At 58.1% G+C, this 17161-nt stretch carries 21 protein-coding genes and 1 tRNA gene; 18 read left to right on the top strand and 4 right to left on the bottom strand.

The features are described 5' to 3' along the window. Positions 1–26 precede the first annotated feature (26 nt). A complete protein-coding gene (locus H096_RS23405; RefSeq protein ID WP_033901722.1) occupies positions 27–1055 on the top strand; it encodes a nucleoside hydrolase in 1029 nt (342 codons plus the stop codon). Positions 1056–1088: 33 nt separating this feature from the next. On the opposite strand, the gene H096_RS23400 is transcribed toward H096_RS23405, so the two are convergent. Next, complete coding sequence (locus H096_RS23400; protein ID WP_010209115.1) at positions 1089–1301, bottom strand: hypothetical protein; 213 nt, start codon at positions 1299–1301, stop codon at positions 1089–1091. Positions 1302–1471: 170 nt separating this feature from the next. Between H096_RS23400 and H096_RS23395 the strand changes: the two genes are divergently transcribed. Beyond that, entirely contained in the window at positions 1472–1780 is a 309-nt protein-coding gene (locus H096_RS23395) for a hypothetical protein (protein ID WP_033901826.1), read from the top strand. 144 nt (positions 1781–1924) lie between these two features. Continuing rightward, entirely contained in the window at positions 1925–2245 is a 321-nt protein-coding gene (locus H096_RS23390; RefSeq protein ID WP_025857833.1) for an I78 family peptidase inhibitor, read from the top strand. A 73-nt stretch (positions 2246–2318) separates the two neighbouring features. Here the strand turns inward: H096_RS23390 and H096_RS23385 are convergent, their stop codons facing one another. Next, positions 2319–2531 (bottom strand): cold-shock protein, encoded by a 213-nt coding sequence (locus H096_RS23385; protein WP_003234260.1) that lies wholly within the window; start codon positions 2529–2531, stop codon positions 2319–2321. 289 nt (positions 2532–2820) lie between these two features. After that, the gene (locus tag H096_RS23380) at positions 2821–3135 is read right to left on the bottom strand and encodes a hypothetical protein (protein ID WP_016978147.1); all 315 of its coding nucleotides are present in this window, start codon (positions 3133–3135) and stop codon (positions 2821–2823) included. Between the two features lie 367 nt (positions 3136–3502). On the opposite strand from H096_RS23380, the gene thrS reads away from it, so the two are divergent. The 10 genes from thrS to H096_RS23330 all read left to right on the top strand — a co-directional run bounded on the left by thrS (position 3503) and on the right by H096_RS23330 (position 11624). Continuing rightward, the gene (gene thrS / locus H096_RS23375) at positions 3503–5425 is read left to right on the top strand and encodes a threonine--tRNA ligase (protein WP_033901721.1); all 1923 of its coding nucleotides are present in this window, start codon (positions 3503–3505) and stop codon (positions 5423–5425) included. Beyond that, a complete protein-coding gene (infC, locus tag H096_RS23370) occupies positions 5425–5976 on the top strand; it encodes a translation initiation factor IF-3 (protein WP_169850653.1) in 552 nt (183 codons plus the stop codon). The genes thrS and infC overlap by 1 nt, the downstream gene beginning before the upstream one ends. Positions 5977–6036: 60 nt before the next feature. Continuing rightward, positions 6037–6231, top strand: a complete 195-nt coding sequence (gene rpmI, locus H096_RS23365) for a 50S ribosomal protein L35 (protein WP_002553160.1) — start codon at positions 6037–6039, stop codon at positions 6229–6231. A gap of 30 nt (positions 6232–6261) precedes the next feature. After that, complete coding sequence (rplT, locus tag H096_RS23360) at positions 6262–6618, top strand: 50S ribosomal protein L20 (RefSeq protein ID WP_003174975.1); 357 nt, start codon at positions 6262–6264, stop codon at positions 6616–6618. 109 nt (positions 6619–6727) lie between these two features. Beyond that, positions 6728–7744 carry a phenylalanine--tRNA ligase subunit alpha gene (gene pheS, locus H096_RS23355; protein ID WP_010209123.1) on the top strand — a complete coding sequence of 339 codons (1017 nt, stop codon included), beginning with the start codon at positions 6728–6730 and terminating at the stop codon, positions 7742–7744. 26 nt (positions 7745–7770) lie between these two features. Then, entirely contained in the window at positions 7771–10149 is a 2379-nt protein-coding gene (gene pheT / locus H096_RS23350; protein ID WP_033901720.1) for a phenylalanine--tRNA ligase subunit beta, read from the top strand. 3 nt (positions 10150–10152) lie between these two features. Beyond that, the gene (gene ihfA / locus H096_RS23345) at positions 10153–10455 is read left to right on the top strand and encodes an integration host factor subunit alpha (protein ID WP_002553164.1); all 303 of its coding nucleotides are present in this window, start codon (positions 10153–10155) and stop codon (positions 10453–10455) included. Continuing rightward, on the top strand, positions 10436–10792 hold the full coding sequence (locus H096_RS23340) for a MerR family transcriptional regulator (protein ID WP_010209127.1): 357 nt from the start codon (positions 10436–10438) through the stop codon (positions 10790–10792). The genes ihfA and H096_RS23340 overlap by 20 nt, the downstream gene beginning before the upstream one ends. 90 nt (positions 10793–10882) lie before the next feature. Next, a tRNA-Pro gene (locus H096_RS23335) sits at positions 10883–10959 on the top strand. A 233-nt stretch (positions 10960–11192) separates the two neighbouring features. Continuing rightward, positions 11193–11624, top strand: coding sequence for a hypothetical protein (locus tag H096_RS23330; RefSeq protein WP_033901718.1), 432 nt, complete (start codon positions 11193–11195; stop codon positions 11622–11624). A gap of 143 nt (positions 11625–11767) precedes the next feature. On the opposite strand, the gene H096_RS23325 is transcribed toward H096_RS23330, so the two are convergent. Then, positions 11768–12619, bottom strand: coding sequence for an LPS biosynthesis protein (locus tag H096_RS23325; protein ID WP_033901717.1), 852 nt, complete (start codon positions 12617–12619; stop codon positions 11768–11770). Positions 12620–12936: 317 nt separating this feature from the next. Here H096_RS23325 and H096_RS23320 point away from each other — a divergent pair, with 317 nt between their 5' ends. The 5 genes from H096_RS23320 to H096_RS23300 all read left to right on the top strand — a co-directional run bounded on the left by H096_RS23320 (position 12937) and on the right by H096_RS23300 (position 17159). Beyond that, positions 12937–13605 carry a GntR family transcriptional regulator gene (locus H096_RS23320; protein WP_033901716.1) on the top strand — a complete coding sequence of 223 codons (669 nt, stop codon included), beginning with the start codon at positions 12937–12939 and terminating at the stop codon, positions 13603–13605. 65 nt (positions 13606–13670) lie between these two features. Next, a complete protein-coding gene (locus tag H096_RS23315) occupies positions 13671–14477 on the top strand; it encodes an ABC transporter substrate-binding protein (protein WP_033901715.1) in 807 nt (268 codons plus the stop codon). An 11-nt stretch (positions 14478–14488) separates the two neighbouring features. Next, positions 14489–15265 (top strand): amino acid ABC transporter permease, encoded by a 777-nt coding sequence (locus tag H096_RS23310; RefSeq protein WP_010209179.1) that lies wholly within the window; start codon positions 14489–14491, stop codon positions 15263–15265. Between the two features lie 2 nt (positions 15266–15267). After that, complete coding sequence (locus tag H096_RS23305) at positions 15268–16047, top strand: amino acid ABC transporter ATP-binding protein (protein WP_033901714.1); 780 nt, start codon at positions 15268–15270, stop codon at positions 16045–16047. Between the two features lie 20 nt (positions 16048–16067). Further along, on the top strand, positions 16068–17159 hold the full coding sequence (locus H096_RS23300; RefSeq protein WP_033901713.1) for a polyamine ABC transporter substrate-binding protein: 1092 nt from the start codon (positions 16068–16070) through the stop codon (positions 17157–17159). The last annotated feature ends 2 nt before the right edge of the window (positions 17160–17161 follow it).

The raw sequence follows: 17161 nt of genomic DNA, 5'->3' as shown, positions 1-17161 counted from the left end.
GCGTTCTCAACGACAAGGAGTGTTTTATGCAACGTGGTCTCCCAACCCTGAAAAACCTGTTCCGGAGTGTTCTGCTTTTGTCCGCACTCACTGCTGCAAGCGCCCAGGCGGCGGAAAAGATCGATCTGATCATCGACACTGACCCAGGCGCTGATGATGTGGTGGCCTTGCTGTTCGCCATGGCTTCCCCGGATGAGCTGAACATCCGTGCGCTGACTACCGTCGCCGGTAACGTGCGCCTGGACAAGACCTCTCGCAACGCACGCCTGGCCCGCGAGTGGGCAGGGCGCGAGGAAATCCCAGTGTATGCCGGTGCGCCAGCCCCGCTGCTGCGCACGCCGATCTACGCCGAGAACATCCATGGCAAGGAAGGTATTTCCGGTGTCACCGTACATGAGCCCAAGAAGGGCCTGGCGGACGGCAATGCCGTTGACTACCTGATCAAGACCCTGAGCACCGCCAAGCCGCACAGTATCACTATTGCCATGCTCGGCCCGCAGACCAACCTGGCGCTGGCACTGACCCAGGCGCCGGAAATCACCCAAGGCATCAAGGAGGTCGTGGTGATGGGCGGCGCGCACTTCAATGGCGGCAATATCACCCCGGTGGCGGAATTCAACCTGTTCGCCGACCCGGTGGCCGCCGAGATTGTGCTCAAGAGCGGCGTCAAGCTGACCTACCTGCCGCTGGACGTCACCCACAAGGTGTTGACCAGCGAAGCACGCCTGAAAAAGATCGCTGACATCAAGAACAACGCGAGCAAGGTGGTGGGCGATATTCTTAACGAATACGTCAAGGGCGACATGGAACACTATGGTATTCCTGGCGGCCCGGTGCATGACGCAACCGTTATCGCCTACCTGCTCAAACCGTCGCTGTTCAGTGGTCGTCAGGCCAATATGGTAGTGGATAGCCGTGAGGGCCCGACCTTCGGCCAGACCATCGTCGATTGGTACGACGGCCTGAAGCAGCAAAAGAATGTCTTTTGGGTTGAGAATGGCGACGCCCAGGGCTTCTTCGATCTGTTGACCGAGCGCCTGGCACGTCTGAAGTAATGGCTTTACCGGTCGGCGCTCGCCGGCCGGTTCCTATTCCCGCTCGGGGTCGTGTGCCCCCATGTGATCGGCCGGGTATTTCTCGAATATCTGGCCGATGAACGCTTGCGCCGCCTGCGTGCCCAGTTCCTTGACCAGCAGGTCGATACCAATGATTGCCAATTCCTCGGGGCTACCGGGGCTGTAGGAGCTTTGCCCTTGGGGCCACTTGGCTTTGATGTCGGCTTGGAGCGTTACGGTGGTCATGACAGTCTCGCGAGGCTAAAAGTACTGGGCAGTGCGCTGGAACGCGGTTCTTACCGGGGCAGTTAACCATTTTGTATCGCGTTTGGCACTGATACTTAGGCATGAGGCGATTCGGAATGACGGCAGCGCTGTGCGACACTGTCGGCCTGTTTAATTGCCGGGGACACCACGTGCAGATCGATTTGAACAACCCCGAGAACCTGACATTGGCCAATGTGCGCCAATTGCTCGCCAGTGCCAGCGACGACGAACATACCCAGTTGCGGGTGACCAAGGCTGGAATCGCCTATATCTCCTCGGGGAAGCTTGTAGGCGGTGTGGACATCGACGGGCTGCTGTTTCGCCTGGAGACTTGGGCAAAAGGCTCAGGGTATGTGGGAAATGTGGCTGCCAGTGACGAAGTCTGGGTGACCCAGATTTTCAATGCGCTGAAACAGAACTGGCCGACGCCGGAATTTGACTACATCGATATCTACTGATTTCGTTCATATCTGGTCACGATTGACCGGGCGAATGCCTGTCGAGAGTCAGGCAGACTTGCCCTGCGGCGGTTTACGTCTTGAAACCAATCCGCCCAATCGCTGTCGCACGATCTCTGTCCATTTTTTATCATAGGAGGCTTCATGCCTTGGAAGCTCGCATCATTCGGTACTTTGTTGGCAGCACTCGCGTTGGCGGGTTGCAGCACCCCGGGTGCCTCTGAGCCAGCCAAAGACGCCGCCGTGGCCGATGCCGGTCATAGCCGCTGTGAGTCGAAGGCCGCCGAGTTCACGATCGGCCAGAAAGCTTCGCCCCAATTGCTGGAGCAGGCGCGTACCCGTGCCGGTGCGCAGAACGCACGCATCCTCAAGCCTAACGACATGATCACCCTGGAATATCGCTCCGACCGCTTGAACCTGAACACTGACGATAACCTGGTGATCACGCGAGTCAATTGCGGCTAAGTCGCTCCAGGCTTTTGCAGCGCCCATAAAAAACCCCGCCACATGGACGGGGTTTTTTTAGCTCAGCGGAGAATTACTCGCCGCGAACCTGTGCAGCTTGCATACCCTTTTGGCCTTTCTCAGCCACGAAGGAAACGGTTTGGCCTTCTTTCAGGCTTTTGAAACCGTCGCTTTCGATAGCTTTGAAGTGTACGAACAGGTCGTCACCGCCACCTTGAGGAGTGATGAAGCCGAAGCCTTTTTCATCGTTGAACCATTTAACGGTGCCGGTTTGGCGATTAGACATGGTGTATCTCCAAGAAACATATATTTTCAGTAGTGCTGTGCTGCTCAGGCCAACTGGGCACACCGGGCTATCATAGTCGAAATGTTCGGCTTGGGAGCCCCCCCAAGGCATTGTTTGCTAATCAATAGCGTTGCGTTTAGTGCCTTGGTCGGCTGAAAGCCCCGATTTACGGGGCTTAAGCTCGAAATATCAGCTGGTAAAAAAAGCCGTAAAACCTGTGTAATTTGTGAGAAATGGCAGCTTTCGGGCCATTTTTCCGGCAAAACAGCTGTGTGATCAGCCGCAAATCTTACTTTTTCTTCACGACTTTGCAGGACGAAATAGCCGCGACTGCTTTGTTTTTAAGCTCCGGGCTGGCGTTCTGGTTCGTCATGAGTTCTTTGATTTCGGCAGTGCTCAGTTCAGCGTTGATCTTGTCTGCGCCACATTCGCAATGGGCTTTGGCAGTTTTGACGTCTACGTTCTGGCTGGCGGCGGCGCTGCAGTCGCTGACAAAACTGTCGCGAGCACCGGCTGGCCAGTTCGACGGGGCAGCAGCTTGTGCACCCAGGGAGAGGAGGGTCAGGGAAGCGGCGAGAGCGAGGGTAGAGGTAAAACGCATCATGAGGATGCTCCTTTGGGTCGAGGACGAACGGCGATTCTCGGAGGGTTTGAGGGCTGGCGTACAGCCCAAGTTCACTTTTGCAGCTATAAAGGGCGGAATTTGTATTTACGCAAGATAGCGGCGGCACGATGACCGTTCATCTGTGCTAGCATCTTCGGCCTGGCTATTTCCAGGCGCGCCCATTGCCGCCTTGCCATGTTCTTTTTAGCTCACTCCAGTCACTCTGGTTCGATTATCGGTTGGCCGAAAGGCTCCTGCCGCTGTAAGGCAGGCGTTCATCACTGAACGGCCTGGTATTGGATCTTGTACTGGCTCATCCCAACCCACGTGACCTTTGGTAGGGGTCACCACTAGGAGAGGAGGCGCCATGCCAACTATTACTCTTCCCGACGGCAGTCAACGTTCATTCGATCATTCGGTTTCCGTAGCCGAGGTCGCCGCATCCATTGGAGCAGGCCTGGCCAAGGCCACCGTGGCCGGCAAGGTCGACGGCAAGCTCGTCGACGCCAGCGATCTGATCACCAGCGATGCCAGCCTGCAAATCATCACGCCCAAGGATCAAGAGGGGCTGGAGATCATTCGCCACTCTTGCGCACACTTGATTGGCCACGCGGTCAAGCAACTGTATCCAACCGCGAAAATGGTGATCGGCCCGGTCATCGAAGAAGGCTTCTATTACGACATCGCCTATGAGCGTCCTTTTACTCCGGATGACCTGGCTGCGATCGAACAGCGCATGCACCAGCTGATCGAAAAAGACTACGACGTGATCAAGAAAGTCACGCCGCGCGCCGAAGTCATCGACGTGTTCACCGCCCGTGGCGAAGACTACAAGTTGCGCCTGGTGGAAGACATGCCGGAAGAACAGGCCATGGGCCTGTACTACCACGAAGAATATGTCGACATGTGCCGTGGCCCGCACGTGCCGAATACGCGCTTCCTCAAATCGTTCAAGCTGACCAAGCTGTCCGGCGCCTACTGGCGTGGCGACGCGAAGAACGAGCAACTGCAGCGGATCTACGGCACCGCCTGGGCTGACAAGAAGCAGCTGGCGGCCTACATCCAGCGCATCGAAGAAGCCGAAAAACGCGACCACCGCAAGATCGGCAAGCGCCTGAACCTGTTCCACCTCCAGGAAGAAGCGCCGGGCATGGTGTTCTGGCACCCGAACGGCTGGACCCTGTATCAGGTGCTCGAGCAGTACATGCGCAAGGTTCAGCGTGAGAACGGCTACCTGGAAATCAAGACGCCTCAGGTTGTTGATCGTAGCCTCTGGGAGAAATCCGGGCACTGGGCCAACTACGCCGACAACATGTTCACCACCCAGTCGGAAAACCGCGACTACGCCATCAAGCCGATGAACTGCCCGTGCCACGTGCAGGTGTTCAACCAAGGCCTGAAGAGCTACCGCGAGTTGCCGATGCGCCTGGCTGAGTTCGGTGCCTGCCACCGTAACGAGCCATCGGGTGCGCTGCACGGCATCATGCGTGTGCGTGGTTTTACCCAGGACGACGCCCACATCTTCTGCACCGAAGAGCAGATGCAGGCCGAATCCGCCGCGTTCATCAAGCTGACCATGGATGTTTATCGCGATTTCGGCTTTACCGAAGTCGAGATGAAGCTGTCCACTCGTCCGGAAAAACGCGTTGGCTCCGACGAACTGTGGGATCGCGCCGAAGCTGCACTGGCCGCTGCGCTCGACAGTGCGGGCCTTGCGTACGATCTGCAGCCGGGTGAAGGCGCGTTCTACGGTCCGAAGATCGAGTTCTCGCTGAAAGATTGCCTTGGCCGCGTCTGGCAGTGTGGTACCCTGCAGCTCGATTTTAACCTGCCGATCCGTCTGGGCGCCGAATACGTGTCCGAAGACAACAGCCGTAAACACCCGGTTATGCTGCACCGGGCGATCCTCGGCTCGTTCGAACGGTTCGTCGGGATCCTGATCGAGCACTACGAGGGTGCATTCCCTGCGTGGCTGGCTCCGACCCAGGCAGTGATCATGAATATCACTGATAAACAGGCAGATTTTGCCGCCGAAGTTGAAAAAACTCTCAACGAAAGCGGGTTTCGTGCCAAGTCCGACTTGAGAAATGAAAAGATCGGCTTTAAAATCCGCGAGCATACTTTGCTCAAGGTTCCCTATCTTTTGGTTATCGGAGATCGGGAAGTCGAGATGCAGACTGTCGCTGTGCGTACTCGTGAAGGTGCTGACCTGGGCTCGATGCCCGTCGCCCAGTTCGCTGAGTTCCTCGCTCAAGCGGTTTCCCGGCGTGGTCGCCCAGATTCGGAGTAATTATTATTAAGCGTGAAATGAGACAAGATAAACGAGCTGCACCGAAAGCCCCGATCAACGAGAATATCTCGGCACGCGAGGTTCGGTTAATTGGCGCTGACGGCGAGCAGATTGGCATCGTCTCGATTGATGAAGCGCTTCGTATCGCTGAAGAGTCCAAATTGGACCTGGTGGAAATCTCCGCCGACGCAGTCCCGCCTGTTTGCCGGGTGATGGACTACGGCAAGTCGATCTTCGAAAAGAAGAAGCAGATTGCTGCGGCGAAGAAGAACCAGAAGCAGATTCAAGTAAAAGAAATCAAGTTTCGTCCAGGGACGGAGGAAGGGGATTACCAGGTAAAACTGCGCAACCTGGTACGTTTCCTGAGTGATGGGGACAGGGCCAAGGTATCCTTGCGATTCCGCGGCCGTGAGATGGCCCACCAGGAGCTGGGCATGGAACTCCTCAAGCGGGTTGAAGCTGACCTGCTGGAGTACGGTTCCGTTGAACAGCATCCTAAGATGGAAGGACGCCAGCTGATCATGGTCATCGCCCCGAAAAAGAAGAAGTAATCAACAGGGCACGGCAGGCCTTCTGATTATGTTTATCAACTGAATGCGGAGTATCCGAACATGCCAAAGATGAAGACTAAAAGTGGTGCTGCTAAGCGGTTTCTGAAAACTGCTAACGGTATCAAGCACAAGCACGCTTTCAAGAGCCACATCCTGACCAAAATGTCGACCAAGCGTAAACGTCAACTGCGCGGTAGCAGCTTGCTGCATCCGTCTGACGTGGCAAAAGTCGAGCGCATGCTGCGCCTTCGTTAATTTTTGGATCAAGAATAGAGGAAGTAACTCATGGCTCGTGTAAAGCGTGGCGTCATTGCCCGTAAACGTCACAAAAAAATTCTGAAACTTGCTAAAGGCTACTACGGCGCGCGTTCACGCGTATTCCGTGTTGCCAAGCAAGCGGTAATCAAGGCAGGCCAATACGCCTACCGCGACCGTCGTCAGAAAAAACGTCAGTTCCGCGCTCTGTGGATCGCTCGTATCAACGCTGGTGCACGTGTTAACGGTCTGTCCTACAGCCGTTTCATTGCTGGCCTGAAAAAAGCTTCCATCGAGATCGACCGTAAGGTTCTGGCCGAACTGGCAGTGAACGAAAAAGCGGTGTTTGCTGCGATTGTCGAGAAAGCTAAAGCCACTCTGGCTTAAGTACCCCCGACAATCACCCTGGGTTACGTCTGTAGCCCAAGGTGGTAAACGTCTTAAATAGGGGAAGAGCCTTCAAGCTCTTCCCCTATTTTGTATCTGGAGTCTGTACATGGAAAACCTGGACGCGCTCGTTGCCCAAGCTCTTGAGGCTGTGCAAAGCGCTGAAGATGTAAATGCCCTGGAGCAAATCCGGGTTCACTACCTTGGCAAGAAAGGTGAATTGACTCAGGTGATGAAGACCCTGGGGAATTTGCCGGCTGAAGAGCGCCCGCAAGTCGGTGCGCTGATCAACGTCGCCAAGGAGCGTGTCACAGAGGTGCTCAATGCGCGCAAGGCGACCATGGAGGAGGCTGATCTCGCGGCCAAACTCGCCGCCGAGTCCATTGACGTCACCTTGCCTGGTCGCGGCCAGGCCTCGGGCGGCCTGCATCCGATCACCCGGACTCTGGAACGTATCGAGCAGTTCTTCACCCACATCGGCTACGGCATTGCCGAAGGCCCTGAGGTCGAAGACGACTATCACAATTTCGAGGCGCTCAACATCCCAGGCCACCACCCGGCCCGGTCGATGCACGACACCTTCTATTTCAACGCGAACATGCTGTTGCGCACCCATACCTCTCCGGTACAGGTCCGCACCATGGAAGCGAACAAGCCGCCGATCCGCATTGTCTGCCCAGGCCGTGTGTACCGCAGCGACTCCGATATCACCCACTCGCCGATGTTCCACCAGGTCGAAGGCCTGCTGGTTGATCGCGACATTAACTTCGCCGACCTCAAAGGCACCATCGAAGAATTCCTGCGGGTGTTCTTCGAGAAGGAGCTGGCGGTACGGTTCCGTCCATCGTTCTTCCCGTTCACCGAGCCGTCCGCTGAAGTCGACATGGAATGCGTGATGTGCAGCGGCAAAGGCTGCCGCGTGTGCAAGCAGACAGGCTGGCTGGAAGTGATGGGCTGCGGCATGGTTCACCCTAACGTGCTGCGCATGTCCGGCATCGATCCGGAAGAGTTCTCGGGCTTTGCCTTCGGCATGGGCGTTGAGCGTCTGGCCATGCTGCGTTACGGCGTGAACGACTTGCGTCTGTTCTTCGACAACGACTTGCGGTTCCTCGCGCAATTTCGCTAGTCGTAACGAATCTTTAGGAGAGCAGGATGAAATTCAGTGAACAATGGCTGCGTGGCTGGGTAAGCCCGCAGGTAGATCGCGACGCGCTGGTTGCCCGTCTGTCGATGGCCGGCCTTGAGGTCGATAGCGTTACGCCGGCCGCCGGTGTTTTCAGTGGCGTGGTCGTGGGTGAGGTGTTGAGCACCGAACAACACCCCGATGCCGACAAGTTGCGTGTATGCCAGGTCAGCAATGGCGCGGAAACCTTCCAGGTCGTGTGCGGAGCGCCAAACGTGCGTCCGGGCCTGAAGATCCCGTTCGCCATGATCGGTGCCGAGCTGCCAGGCGACTTCAAGATCAAGAAGGCCAAGCTGCGTGGTGTCGAGTCCAACGGCATGCTGTGCTCCCAGGCAGAACTGCAAGTCGGTGAGGGCAACGATGGCTTGATGGAGCTGCCGGCCGACGCGCCAGTGGGCCAGGACATCCGCGTTTACCTGGAGTTGGAAGACGCCAGCATCGAAGTCGACCTGACCCCGAACCGTGGCGACTGCCTGTCGTTGGCAGGTTTGGCTCGTGAAGTCGGCGCGTTGTACAACGCCACGGTCACCCGTCCAGTGGTTGCCGCCGTGCCTGCTGTGCACGACGAAGTACGCCCGATCGACGTGCTGGCACCAAACGCCTGCCCGCGTTACCTGGGTCGTGTGATTCGCAACGTCGACCTGTCCAAGCCAACGCCGCTGTGGATGGTTGAGCGCTTACGCCGTGCCGACGTACGCAGCATCGACGCCGCCGTCGACATCACCAACTACGTGATGCTGGAGCTGGGTCAACCGCTGCACGCTTTTGACCTCGCCGAAATCAACGGCGGCATCCGCGTGCGCATGGCAGAAGAAGGCGAGAAGCTGGTACTGCTCGACGGTCAGGAAGTCAGCCTGCGTGCCGATACCCTGGTCATCGCCGACCATTCCCGCGCCCTGGCGATTGCCGGCGTGATGGGTGGCGAGCACAGCGGCGTATCCGCGACCACTCGCGATGTGTTCCTTGAAAGCGCGTTCTTCGACCAGATCGCCATCGCCGGTAAGGCCCGTTCCTACGGCCTGCACACCGATGCCTCTCACCGCTACGAGCGCGGTGTGGACTGGAACCTCGCCCGTGAAGCCATGGAGCGCGCCACTGGCCTGCTGCTGGAAATCACCGGTGGCGAAGCCGGTCCGATCACCGAAACCGTCAACGCGCAGTTCCTGCCCTCCGTTGCACCGATCACCCTGCGTGCCAAAAGCGTCGAGCAAATGCTCGGCCTGGTCATCGAGCCGGCTGAAATCGAGCAACTGCTGTCGGCTCTCGGCCTGGCTATTTCCTCGAGTGGGGAAGGGCAGTGGCACGTTGAAGTACCAAGCCATCGCTTCGATATCAGCCTGGAAGTCGACCTGATCGAAGAGCTGGCCCGTCTCTACGGCTACAACCGCCTGCCGGTCCGTTATCCGCAAGCGCGCCTGGCGCCACAACCAAAGGCCGAGGCGCGTGCGCACCTGCCTGAGCTGCGTCGCCTGCTGGTTGCCCGTGGTTATCAGGAAGCGGTGACCTACAGCTTCATCGATCCGAAGCAGTTCGAACTGTTCAACCCAGGCGTCGAACCGCTGTTACTGGCCAATCCGATCTCCAACGACATGGCGGCCATGCGTTCTTCGCTGTGGCCAGGCCTGGTGAAAGCCCTTTCCCATAACCTGAACCGTCAGCAAGACCGAGTGCGCATGTTTGAAAGCGGCCTGCGTTTCGTCGGTCAGTTGGACGGCCTGAAGCAAGAGCCGATGCTGGCCGGTGTGGTCTGCGGCAGCCGTCTGCCGGAAGGCTGGGCACAGGGTCGCGACGCTGTGGACTTCTTCGACGTCAAGGCTGACGTGGAAGCGGTACTGGGCTTTGCCGGTGCTTTGGACGCCTTCACTTTCGTGCCGGGCAGCCATCCTGCATTGCACCCAGGCCAGACGGCACGCATTGAGCGTGAAGGTCGGCTGGTCGGTTTCGTCGGCGCCATTCACCCTGAATTGTCGAAAACCCTCGGTCTCGACCGTCCGGTCTTCGTGTTCGAGCTGGTTCTGGCTGAAGTGGCTTCTGGCAAAATGCCTAAATTCAGCGAGTTGTCGCGCTTCCCTGAAGTGCGCCGTGACCTGGCCTTGATCGCCGACCGTGAAGTGGCCGCCACTGCTGTTCTGGATGTAATCCGTGAAAATGCAGGGGAATGGCTGACAGACCTCAGGCTATTTGACGTCTATCAGGGTAAAGGTATTGATCCGCATAGAAAAAGCCTTGCAGTTGGCTTGACCTGGCAGCATCCATCGCGCACTCTTAATGACGATGAGGTGAATACCACGACACAAAATATCCTCACCTCGCTCGAACAAAGGTTGAACGCCACGTTAAGGAAGTGACGTATGGGGGCTTTGACGAAAGCTGAGATGGCGGAACGTCTGTACGAAGAGTTGGGTCTGAACAAGCGCGAGGCCAAGGAATTGGTTGAGCTGTTTTTTGAAGAGATCAGACACGCTCTGGAAGACAACGAACAGGTCAAATTGTCCGGTTTCGGCAACTTTGACCTGCGGGACAAACGCCAGCGGCCTGGCCGCAATCCAAAAACGGGAGAAGAAATCCCGATCACGGCTCGCCGTGTGGTCACCTTTCGTCCAGGGCAGAAGTTGAAGGCCCGAGTTGAGGCTTATGCTGGAACCAAGTCATAACGACGAGCTACCCGTCATCCCAGGCAAACGCTACTTCACCATTGGTGAAGTCAGCGAGCTCTGTGCGGTAAAACCGCACGTGCTGCGCTATTGGGAGCAGGAGTTTCCTCAACTCAACCCCGTCAAACGCACCGGGAACCGTCGGTATTATCAGCGCCAGGATGTGCTGATGATCCGACAGATCCGCGCGTTGCTGTACGACCAAGGATTCACCATCAGCGGCGCGCGCCAGCGTATGTCCGGTGATGAAGCCAAAGACGACACTACCCAATACAAGCAAATGATCCGCCAGATGATCGCCGAACTCGAAGATGTGCTGGTGGTGTTGAAGAAGTGATTCAAGCTTTTAAAATACTTCCACATTTCAAAAGCTTGCGGTATATTCCGGATCGCTTCGTCAAGAAGCAAACCCAGTAACACGCCTAGTCGGGGCGTAGCGCAGTCCGGTAGCGCACTAGCATGGGGTGCTAGGGGTCGAGTGTTCGAATCACTCCGTCCCGACCATATTTTTCAATGACTTAGCCCAATCTTTGCAGGTTGGGCTTTTTCATGCCCGGAAAAAACCACATTCACCCCTCAGGATCGTCCCCCCCCCCTCGCACCATCACGGCACACCTTGTTACAACGATTCGCCCCAGGGTGCAGTCGGTATAGAACTTCAGTCATCTGTTCTCATCCAAATTCCAGGCGTGTTTCAAACCGTGAGCGCCTGCTGACAACCCATAGAGGTTCACAGAATGAAAATGACACTACCCGCCCTGATTTTGGGCGCCCTCATTTCGCAAGGAGCGATGGCAGCCGGAGATGGCACAGCAGCCCTTGGAGGCGGCGTTGGTGGTGCCCTTGGTAATATCGTAGGTCAACAGCTCGGTGGCTCGACGGGCGCAGCGGTAGGCGCAGGCGTGGGTGGTGCCGCCGGCAGTGCTGTCGGGGCTCAAAGGGGCAACCGAGCGGAAGCCGCGCTAGGTGGTGGTATCGGCTCAGCCGGCGGCTCGCTGATTGGTAATCGTCTCGGAGGCACAACGGGGTCGACTATTGGCGCCGGTGTAGGTGGTGCCGCAGGCGGCGCGCTGGGGAATAACCTGGCAGATGATGAGAGTGGTCATCGATCAGACGGCAAGAAGCACAAAGGCAACAACAAGCACAAACACAAGAACAAGCATCGTTAGGCTCTGACGGTGTCACATTGAAGCCCGGCCCAGCGCCGGGCTTCTTGTAACTGCCATTTGTAGAGGTTGATCGATGCACCATCAACACGGGGGCCCACTCAGTCGGTAGTGGACTTCCTTTGTCTTTCCGAGCTTTCGCAGTTTTACACGAGCATTCCTTCAACATCCGCCAGGGTGGCATGAGGAACAACACTGTCCGGAATTCGTGAGATGTCAGACAGGTTGTAAACCCTGAAGTCATCCCCCATGACCTTATCGGACATCAATTCAAACGACGGCAGTATGCGCGTGAAGTAGTGCTGATCGAGCCCGCAGGGTGAGTGGGTGGAATCAGCACTTTCGTAAAACCTGCCTGAGCGCTCGTCCAGATCAACGCCCACCAGAAAGACCTGGGTGAACCCCACATGGAATGCCAACTGTATGGCCAGATAGGCCACGGTTCGTGCGTCAAAAAAGCCTTCGCTCATGTCTTTGCTGAACCCTAGCGGTCTTGCGCGACTGGGCACCAAGGGATGATTGACCACCAATGAGCTGTGTTTGCCCAGCACAGATTTCAACCAGGAAGGTCGCTTGGCTTTGGACAGCGGATACAGGCGTCCTACGGGGCGAACATGCGCAGATCGCGCGTGGTCTTCCCACAGCGCAACCCTCTGGCTGATGGCCATTGCGTGTTTGAATAAATCGGGTTGCTGTTCGGAGAAACTTCTGTCCGTGCAGGCGTAAAAGTACGGCTTAACGCCAGTGCCCAGAAACATCGAAATGGCACCATTCATCGTGATCATCGGCACATGCGCAAATTTCTCGATGGGAAACGATTTAGCCGATGGTCCGGAGGCAATGATGAAGACCGCGCCCGACTCGGTGTTCCGGCAGGCGTTAAAATCGCTCAGGTCCAGTTGGTATTTGTTCGAAAGCCAAGGGGCTGTGAAGGGGGCGTACAAAGCCCGCTGAGCGTTACCAGCATGCTCGATGGCGACGAAGGCTGTCTGTTTCATCGGGCCCAACCGTGCAGTGAGAAGAAAGTTCGTACATCACCCGACCCTATGGCGGATGGCTGAGTTCCTTCTTAAAGCAAAGTTCATGGTCCGGTCTGCGGCGTTTTATGCCCGCCTCCCGTTACTTCCGCCCACAGACAGTGCGTTTTCTGAGCTATTTGGTAGCAACTTCCTGCGCGCGCACTCCACGCGATTATCGCAATTTCATCGCTATCCCATCCAAATCAATCACTTGCTATATCCCCCGATCAGTTGGCACACATCCTGCTTTTTGCATTCGTGGATAATTGGATACAAAAATTCAAAAGGTGCTGCCGATGCAATTTGCCCCCGCTTACGTTGACCGCCAGCCCCTCACCGCCGAGGAGGAGGCCTACAACTTCCTGCTCGACGCTATTTGCGGTGGCCGCTACCGCAAGGGCGACCGGTTGATTGCCGAGGACATCGCCAGCGAGATCGGCATGAGCCGCATGCCGGTGCGCGAAGCCTTCCGCCGCTTGGATGCCCAAGGTCTGGTAACCCTCAGGCCTAACCGTGGCGCCGTCGTGAGCGGCCTGGATATCGATGAGTTACACGAAGTGTTCGAGATGCGCAGTGCCCTCGAAGGCCTGGCGGTGCGCGTGGCGGTCGCACGCATCGGCGAACGCCAATTGGCCGCACTGGAGCGCCTGCTCGACGAGATGGACGATTACCGCGACGAAAGCGCCGCCTGGGTCAGCCGTCACCGCGCTTTCCACGAATACCTGTGCAGCCTCAGCGGCCGTCCGCGCTTGATGAAGCAGATCTCGGCGCTGTACTCGCTGGTGGAAGCGCCCATGCGCCTGTGGTTGCAGCACGGCGAGAAACCCCTCAGCGCCCGCCAGGAACATGCGGTGATCCTCGATGCCATCCGTTCCGGTGACGCGGCCCGCGCCGAGGCAGTGGTGCGCGAGCACATCGAGGGGACCGTGCCAGCGCTGATCCAATTCTTGCAAACCGAAAAATAAGAAAGACCTGCTGTGTTTTGACTTTGAGTCCTGCCCCGTTAACCAACGAACTGGAGTGTCTGGTCATGCATAAACGCCGCGCCTTGCTGGTGGCTGTCTCCCTCGGCCTCTGTACCCAATGGGCCATTGCCGCGCCCCAGGTACCGGAGCGCCTGAAGAGCGTCGATAAACTGGTGTATTGCTCGGGAATGGATTCGCCGCCCCTGGTGTCTTTCGATGAAGCGCAGAAGCCGCGCGGGCTCACCGTCGACCTCGGGCTCGAGATCGCCAAGCGCCTGGGCGACAAACACGTGCAGTGGCGGGTGATTCCGTTCTCCGGTCTGGTGCCGGCGTTGCTTGCTCAGCAGTGCGACATGATCGTCGACCAGCTGTTCGACAAGCCCGAACGGCGCCAGGTGATCGACATCGTCAACTACATGTACTCCAGCCAGTCGGTGGTGGTGCCCAAAGGCAATCCCAAAGGCATCAAGGCCTTGGATGACTTGTCCGGGCACAAGGTGGCGGTGCTCAACGGCTCCACCATCAAGACCCTGCTGGACGCGCAAAACGACAACCTGACCAAGGCCGGCAAGCCCCCGATGAAGCTGGTGGTCTACAACACCGACACCGACGCCTTCCAGGCCCTGCGTATCAGCCAGGTCGATGCCTACGGCACCACGGTGGAAACCGCCGGCTACTACGCCGCGATGGCCCCGGACCTGTTCCAGGAAGGTGTACCGGCCTTCAGCCGCATCCTCACCGGCCTGGGCATGCGCAAGGACGACCCGCAACTCACCGCCGCCGTGCAGCAAGTGATCAGCGACATGCGCAGCGATGGCAGCTATGTGGCGTTGCTGAACAAATGGCATGTCAGCAGTGACACTCTCGACTGAGGTTTGCGGCGATGAACTTCAATTGGGATGTGTTCTGGCAGTACCTGTTGCAGCCCAGCGGGGTCTACCTCACCGGGCTGTGGCTGACGTGTCTGATCGCGGTGTCGGCGATGTTGCTGGGCTGCGTACTGGGCTTGGCGGCGGCGCTGTTGCGCCTGTCGAAGAACCCGCTGCTGCACCTGCCAGTGCGGTTTTACGTGTGGTTGATGCGCGGCACGCCGCTGCTGGTGCAGATCGTGTTTCTCTACACCGCGCTGGCGGCCGGGGGGATTTTCCGCTTTGAGGACATCGATCTGTTCGGCCTGGTCGTGCCCGGCAATATCCAGGCGGCGATCATCGCCCTGGGCCTCAACGAAGGCGCCTACATGGCCGAAATCATCCGCGCCGGCATTGGCGCCGTCGACAAGGGCCAATACGAAGCCGGGCGCTCCCTGGGCATGGGCTTCGCCAAGCTGATGCGGCGCATCGTACTGCCCCAGGCGTTTCGCGTGATCGTGCCGCCGCTGGGCAACGAGTTCAACGTGATGCTCAAGAACACCACCCTGGTCAGCGTGATCGGCGTGCAGGAATTGCTGCTCAGCACGCAAATGGTCACCTCGGCGACGTTCCGCGTGTTTGAGCTGTACCTGGTGGTGGCGATCTATTTCCTGATGCTCACCACGCTCTGGGGCTTCTTCCAGCGTTGGCTGGAGGCGCGCTTCGGCCAGTCCGACCGGCCTTCCGCGCCGCCACCGGCGTCCAGCCGCATGTTCGGGCGCAGCACTTTGAAACTGCTGAGGGGACGATAACCATGGCGCACCACAGTGAAGAACTGATCATCGAAGCGCTGGATATCCACAAGTCGTTTGGCACGCTGCAGATCCTCAAGGGTATTTCGCTGCAAGTGCGGCGCGGAGAAGTGGTGGTGCTGATCGGCGCCTCGGGTTCGGGCAAGACCACCTTCATCCGCTGTATCAACCTGCTCGAAGACATCCAGGGCGGACGCATCCGCGTCAACGGCCGCGCCATGGGCTATCGCGAGCGCAGCGACGGCAGCCTGGTACGCGACTCGGAGCGCAACATTGCCCGCCAGCGGCGCGACATCGGCATGGTGTTCCAGCGCTTCAACCTGTTCCCCCACATGACCGCGTTGGAAAACATCATCGAAGCGCCGATCCAGGTACTCGGCACACCCCGCGCCGAAGCCTTGGAACAGGCCCGTGGATTACTCGCTCGGGTCGGCCTGGCGGACAAGGCCAACCATTACCCGTCGATGCTCTCCGGTGGCCAGCAGCAACGGGTGGCCATCGCCCGTGCCTTGGCGATGAAACCCCAAGCCATGCTGTTCGACGAACCCACCAGCGCCCTCGACCCGGAAACCGTCGGCGAAGTGCTGCAGGTGATGAAGGAACTGGCCGAGGAGGGCATGACCATGGTGGTGGTCACCCACGAAATGGGCTTTGCCCGTGAAGTGGCGGACCGCGTGGTGGTGCTCGATCAAGGCGAACTCATCGAACAGGGGCCACCGGAACAGATTTTCAGCCACCCCAGCCATCCCCGTACCCGAGCCTTTCTCAGTCGCGTGTTATGACCCTTCCAAGGAAATGTGCCATGCGTTTATCCAGCTTGTTTGCAGCCCTGTGCTGCGCCGCCGTTGTACCCATGAGCCAGGCTGCCACACCTGTGGTCAAGGTCTACAACTGGTCCGATTACATCGGCCCCGACACCTTGAAGAACTTCGAGAAAGACAGCGGCATCAAGGTGCAATACGACATCTTCGACACCAACGAAATGCTCGAAGCCAAGCTGCTTTCCGGGCACTCGGGATATGACGTGGTGGTGCCCTCCAGCCAGTTCCTGTCCAAGCAGATCCGCGCCGGTGCCTACCAGCCGTTGCAGCGACATTTGCTGGATAACTGGAAGCACCTTGACCCGCGCCTGATGCAGCGCCTGGAAGCCGCCGACCCCGGCAACCGCTACGCCGTGCCTTATATGTGGGGCACCGTGGGCATCGGCTACAACGCAGAAAAAGTGCGCGCCGTGCTGGGCAAGGACGCGGTGCTGGATTCCTGGTCGATGGTCTTCGAGCCAGGCAACCTGGCCAAGCTCAAAAGCTGCGGCGTGGCCTTCCTTGATGCCCCGGTGAAGATCATCCCGCAGGTCATGCTCTACCTCGGCCTGGACCCCAACAGCACTCAGCCCGACGACTACAAACAGGCCTCGACCCGGCTGATGGCGCTGCGGCCCTCGGTGACCTACTTCAACTCCTCGAAATACACCGCCGACCTGGCCAACGGCGATATCTGCGTGGCGGTCGGTTATTCCGGCGACGTGATGCAGGCCCAGAGCCGTGCCAAGGAAGCCGGCAAAAACATCGACATCCGCTACCTGATCCCCAAGGAAGGCGTGAACCTGTGGTTCGACATGCTGGCGATTCCCAAGGACGCCGGCAACACGGCCAATGCCCACACCCTGATCAACTACCTGTTGCGCCCCGAGGTGATCGCGCCGATCAGCGACTACGTCGGCTACGCCAACCCGAATAAAGACGCCACGCCACTGATGGACCCGAAAGTCAGCGGCAACCCCGGTATTTATCCTGGCGATGACGTGATCAACCACACCTTTGTCTCCGCCGACCTGCCGGAAAATATCCAGCGTCTGATGACCCGGGAATGGAACCGCATCAAGTCCGGCCAATGAAT

It is taken from the genome of Pseudomonas sp. FH1 (assembly GCF_000510895.2).
Taxonomy (GTDB): Bacteria; Pseudomonadota; Gammaproteobacteria; order Pseudomonadales; family Pseudomonadaceae; genus Aquipseudomonas; species Aquipseudomonas azotoformans_A.
Note: the sequence above shows the minus strand (reverse complement) of the source record. Positions and strands in the feature narration are given on the sequence as shown.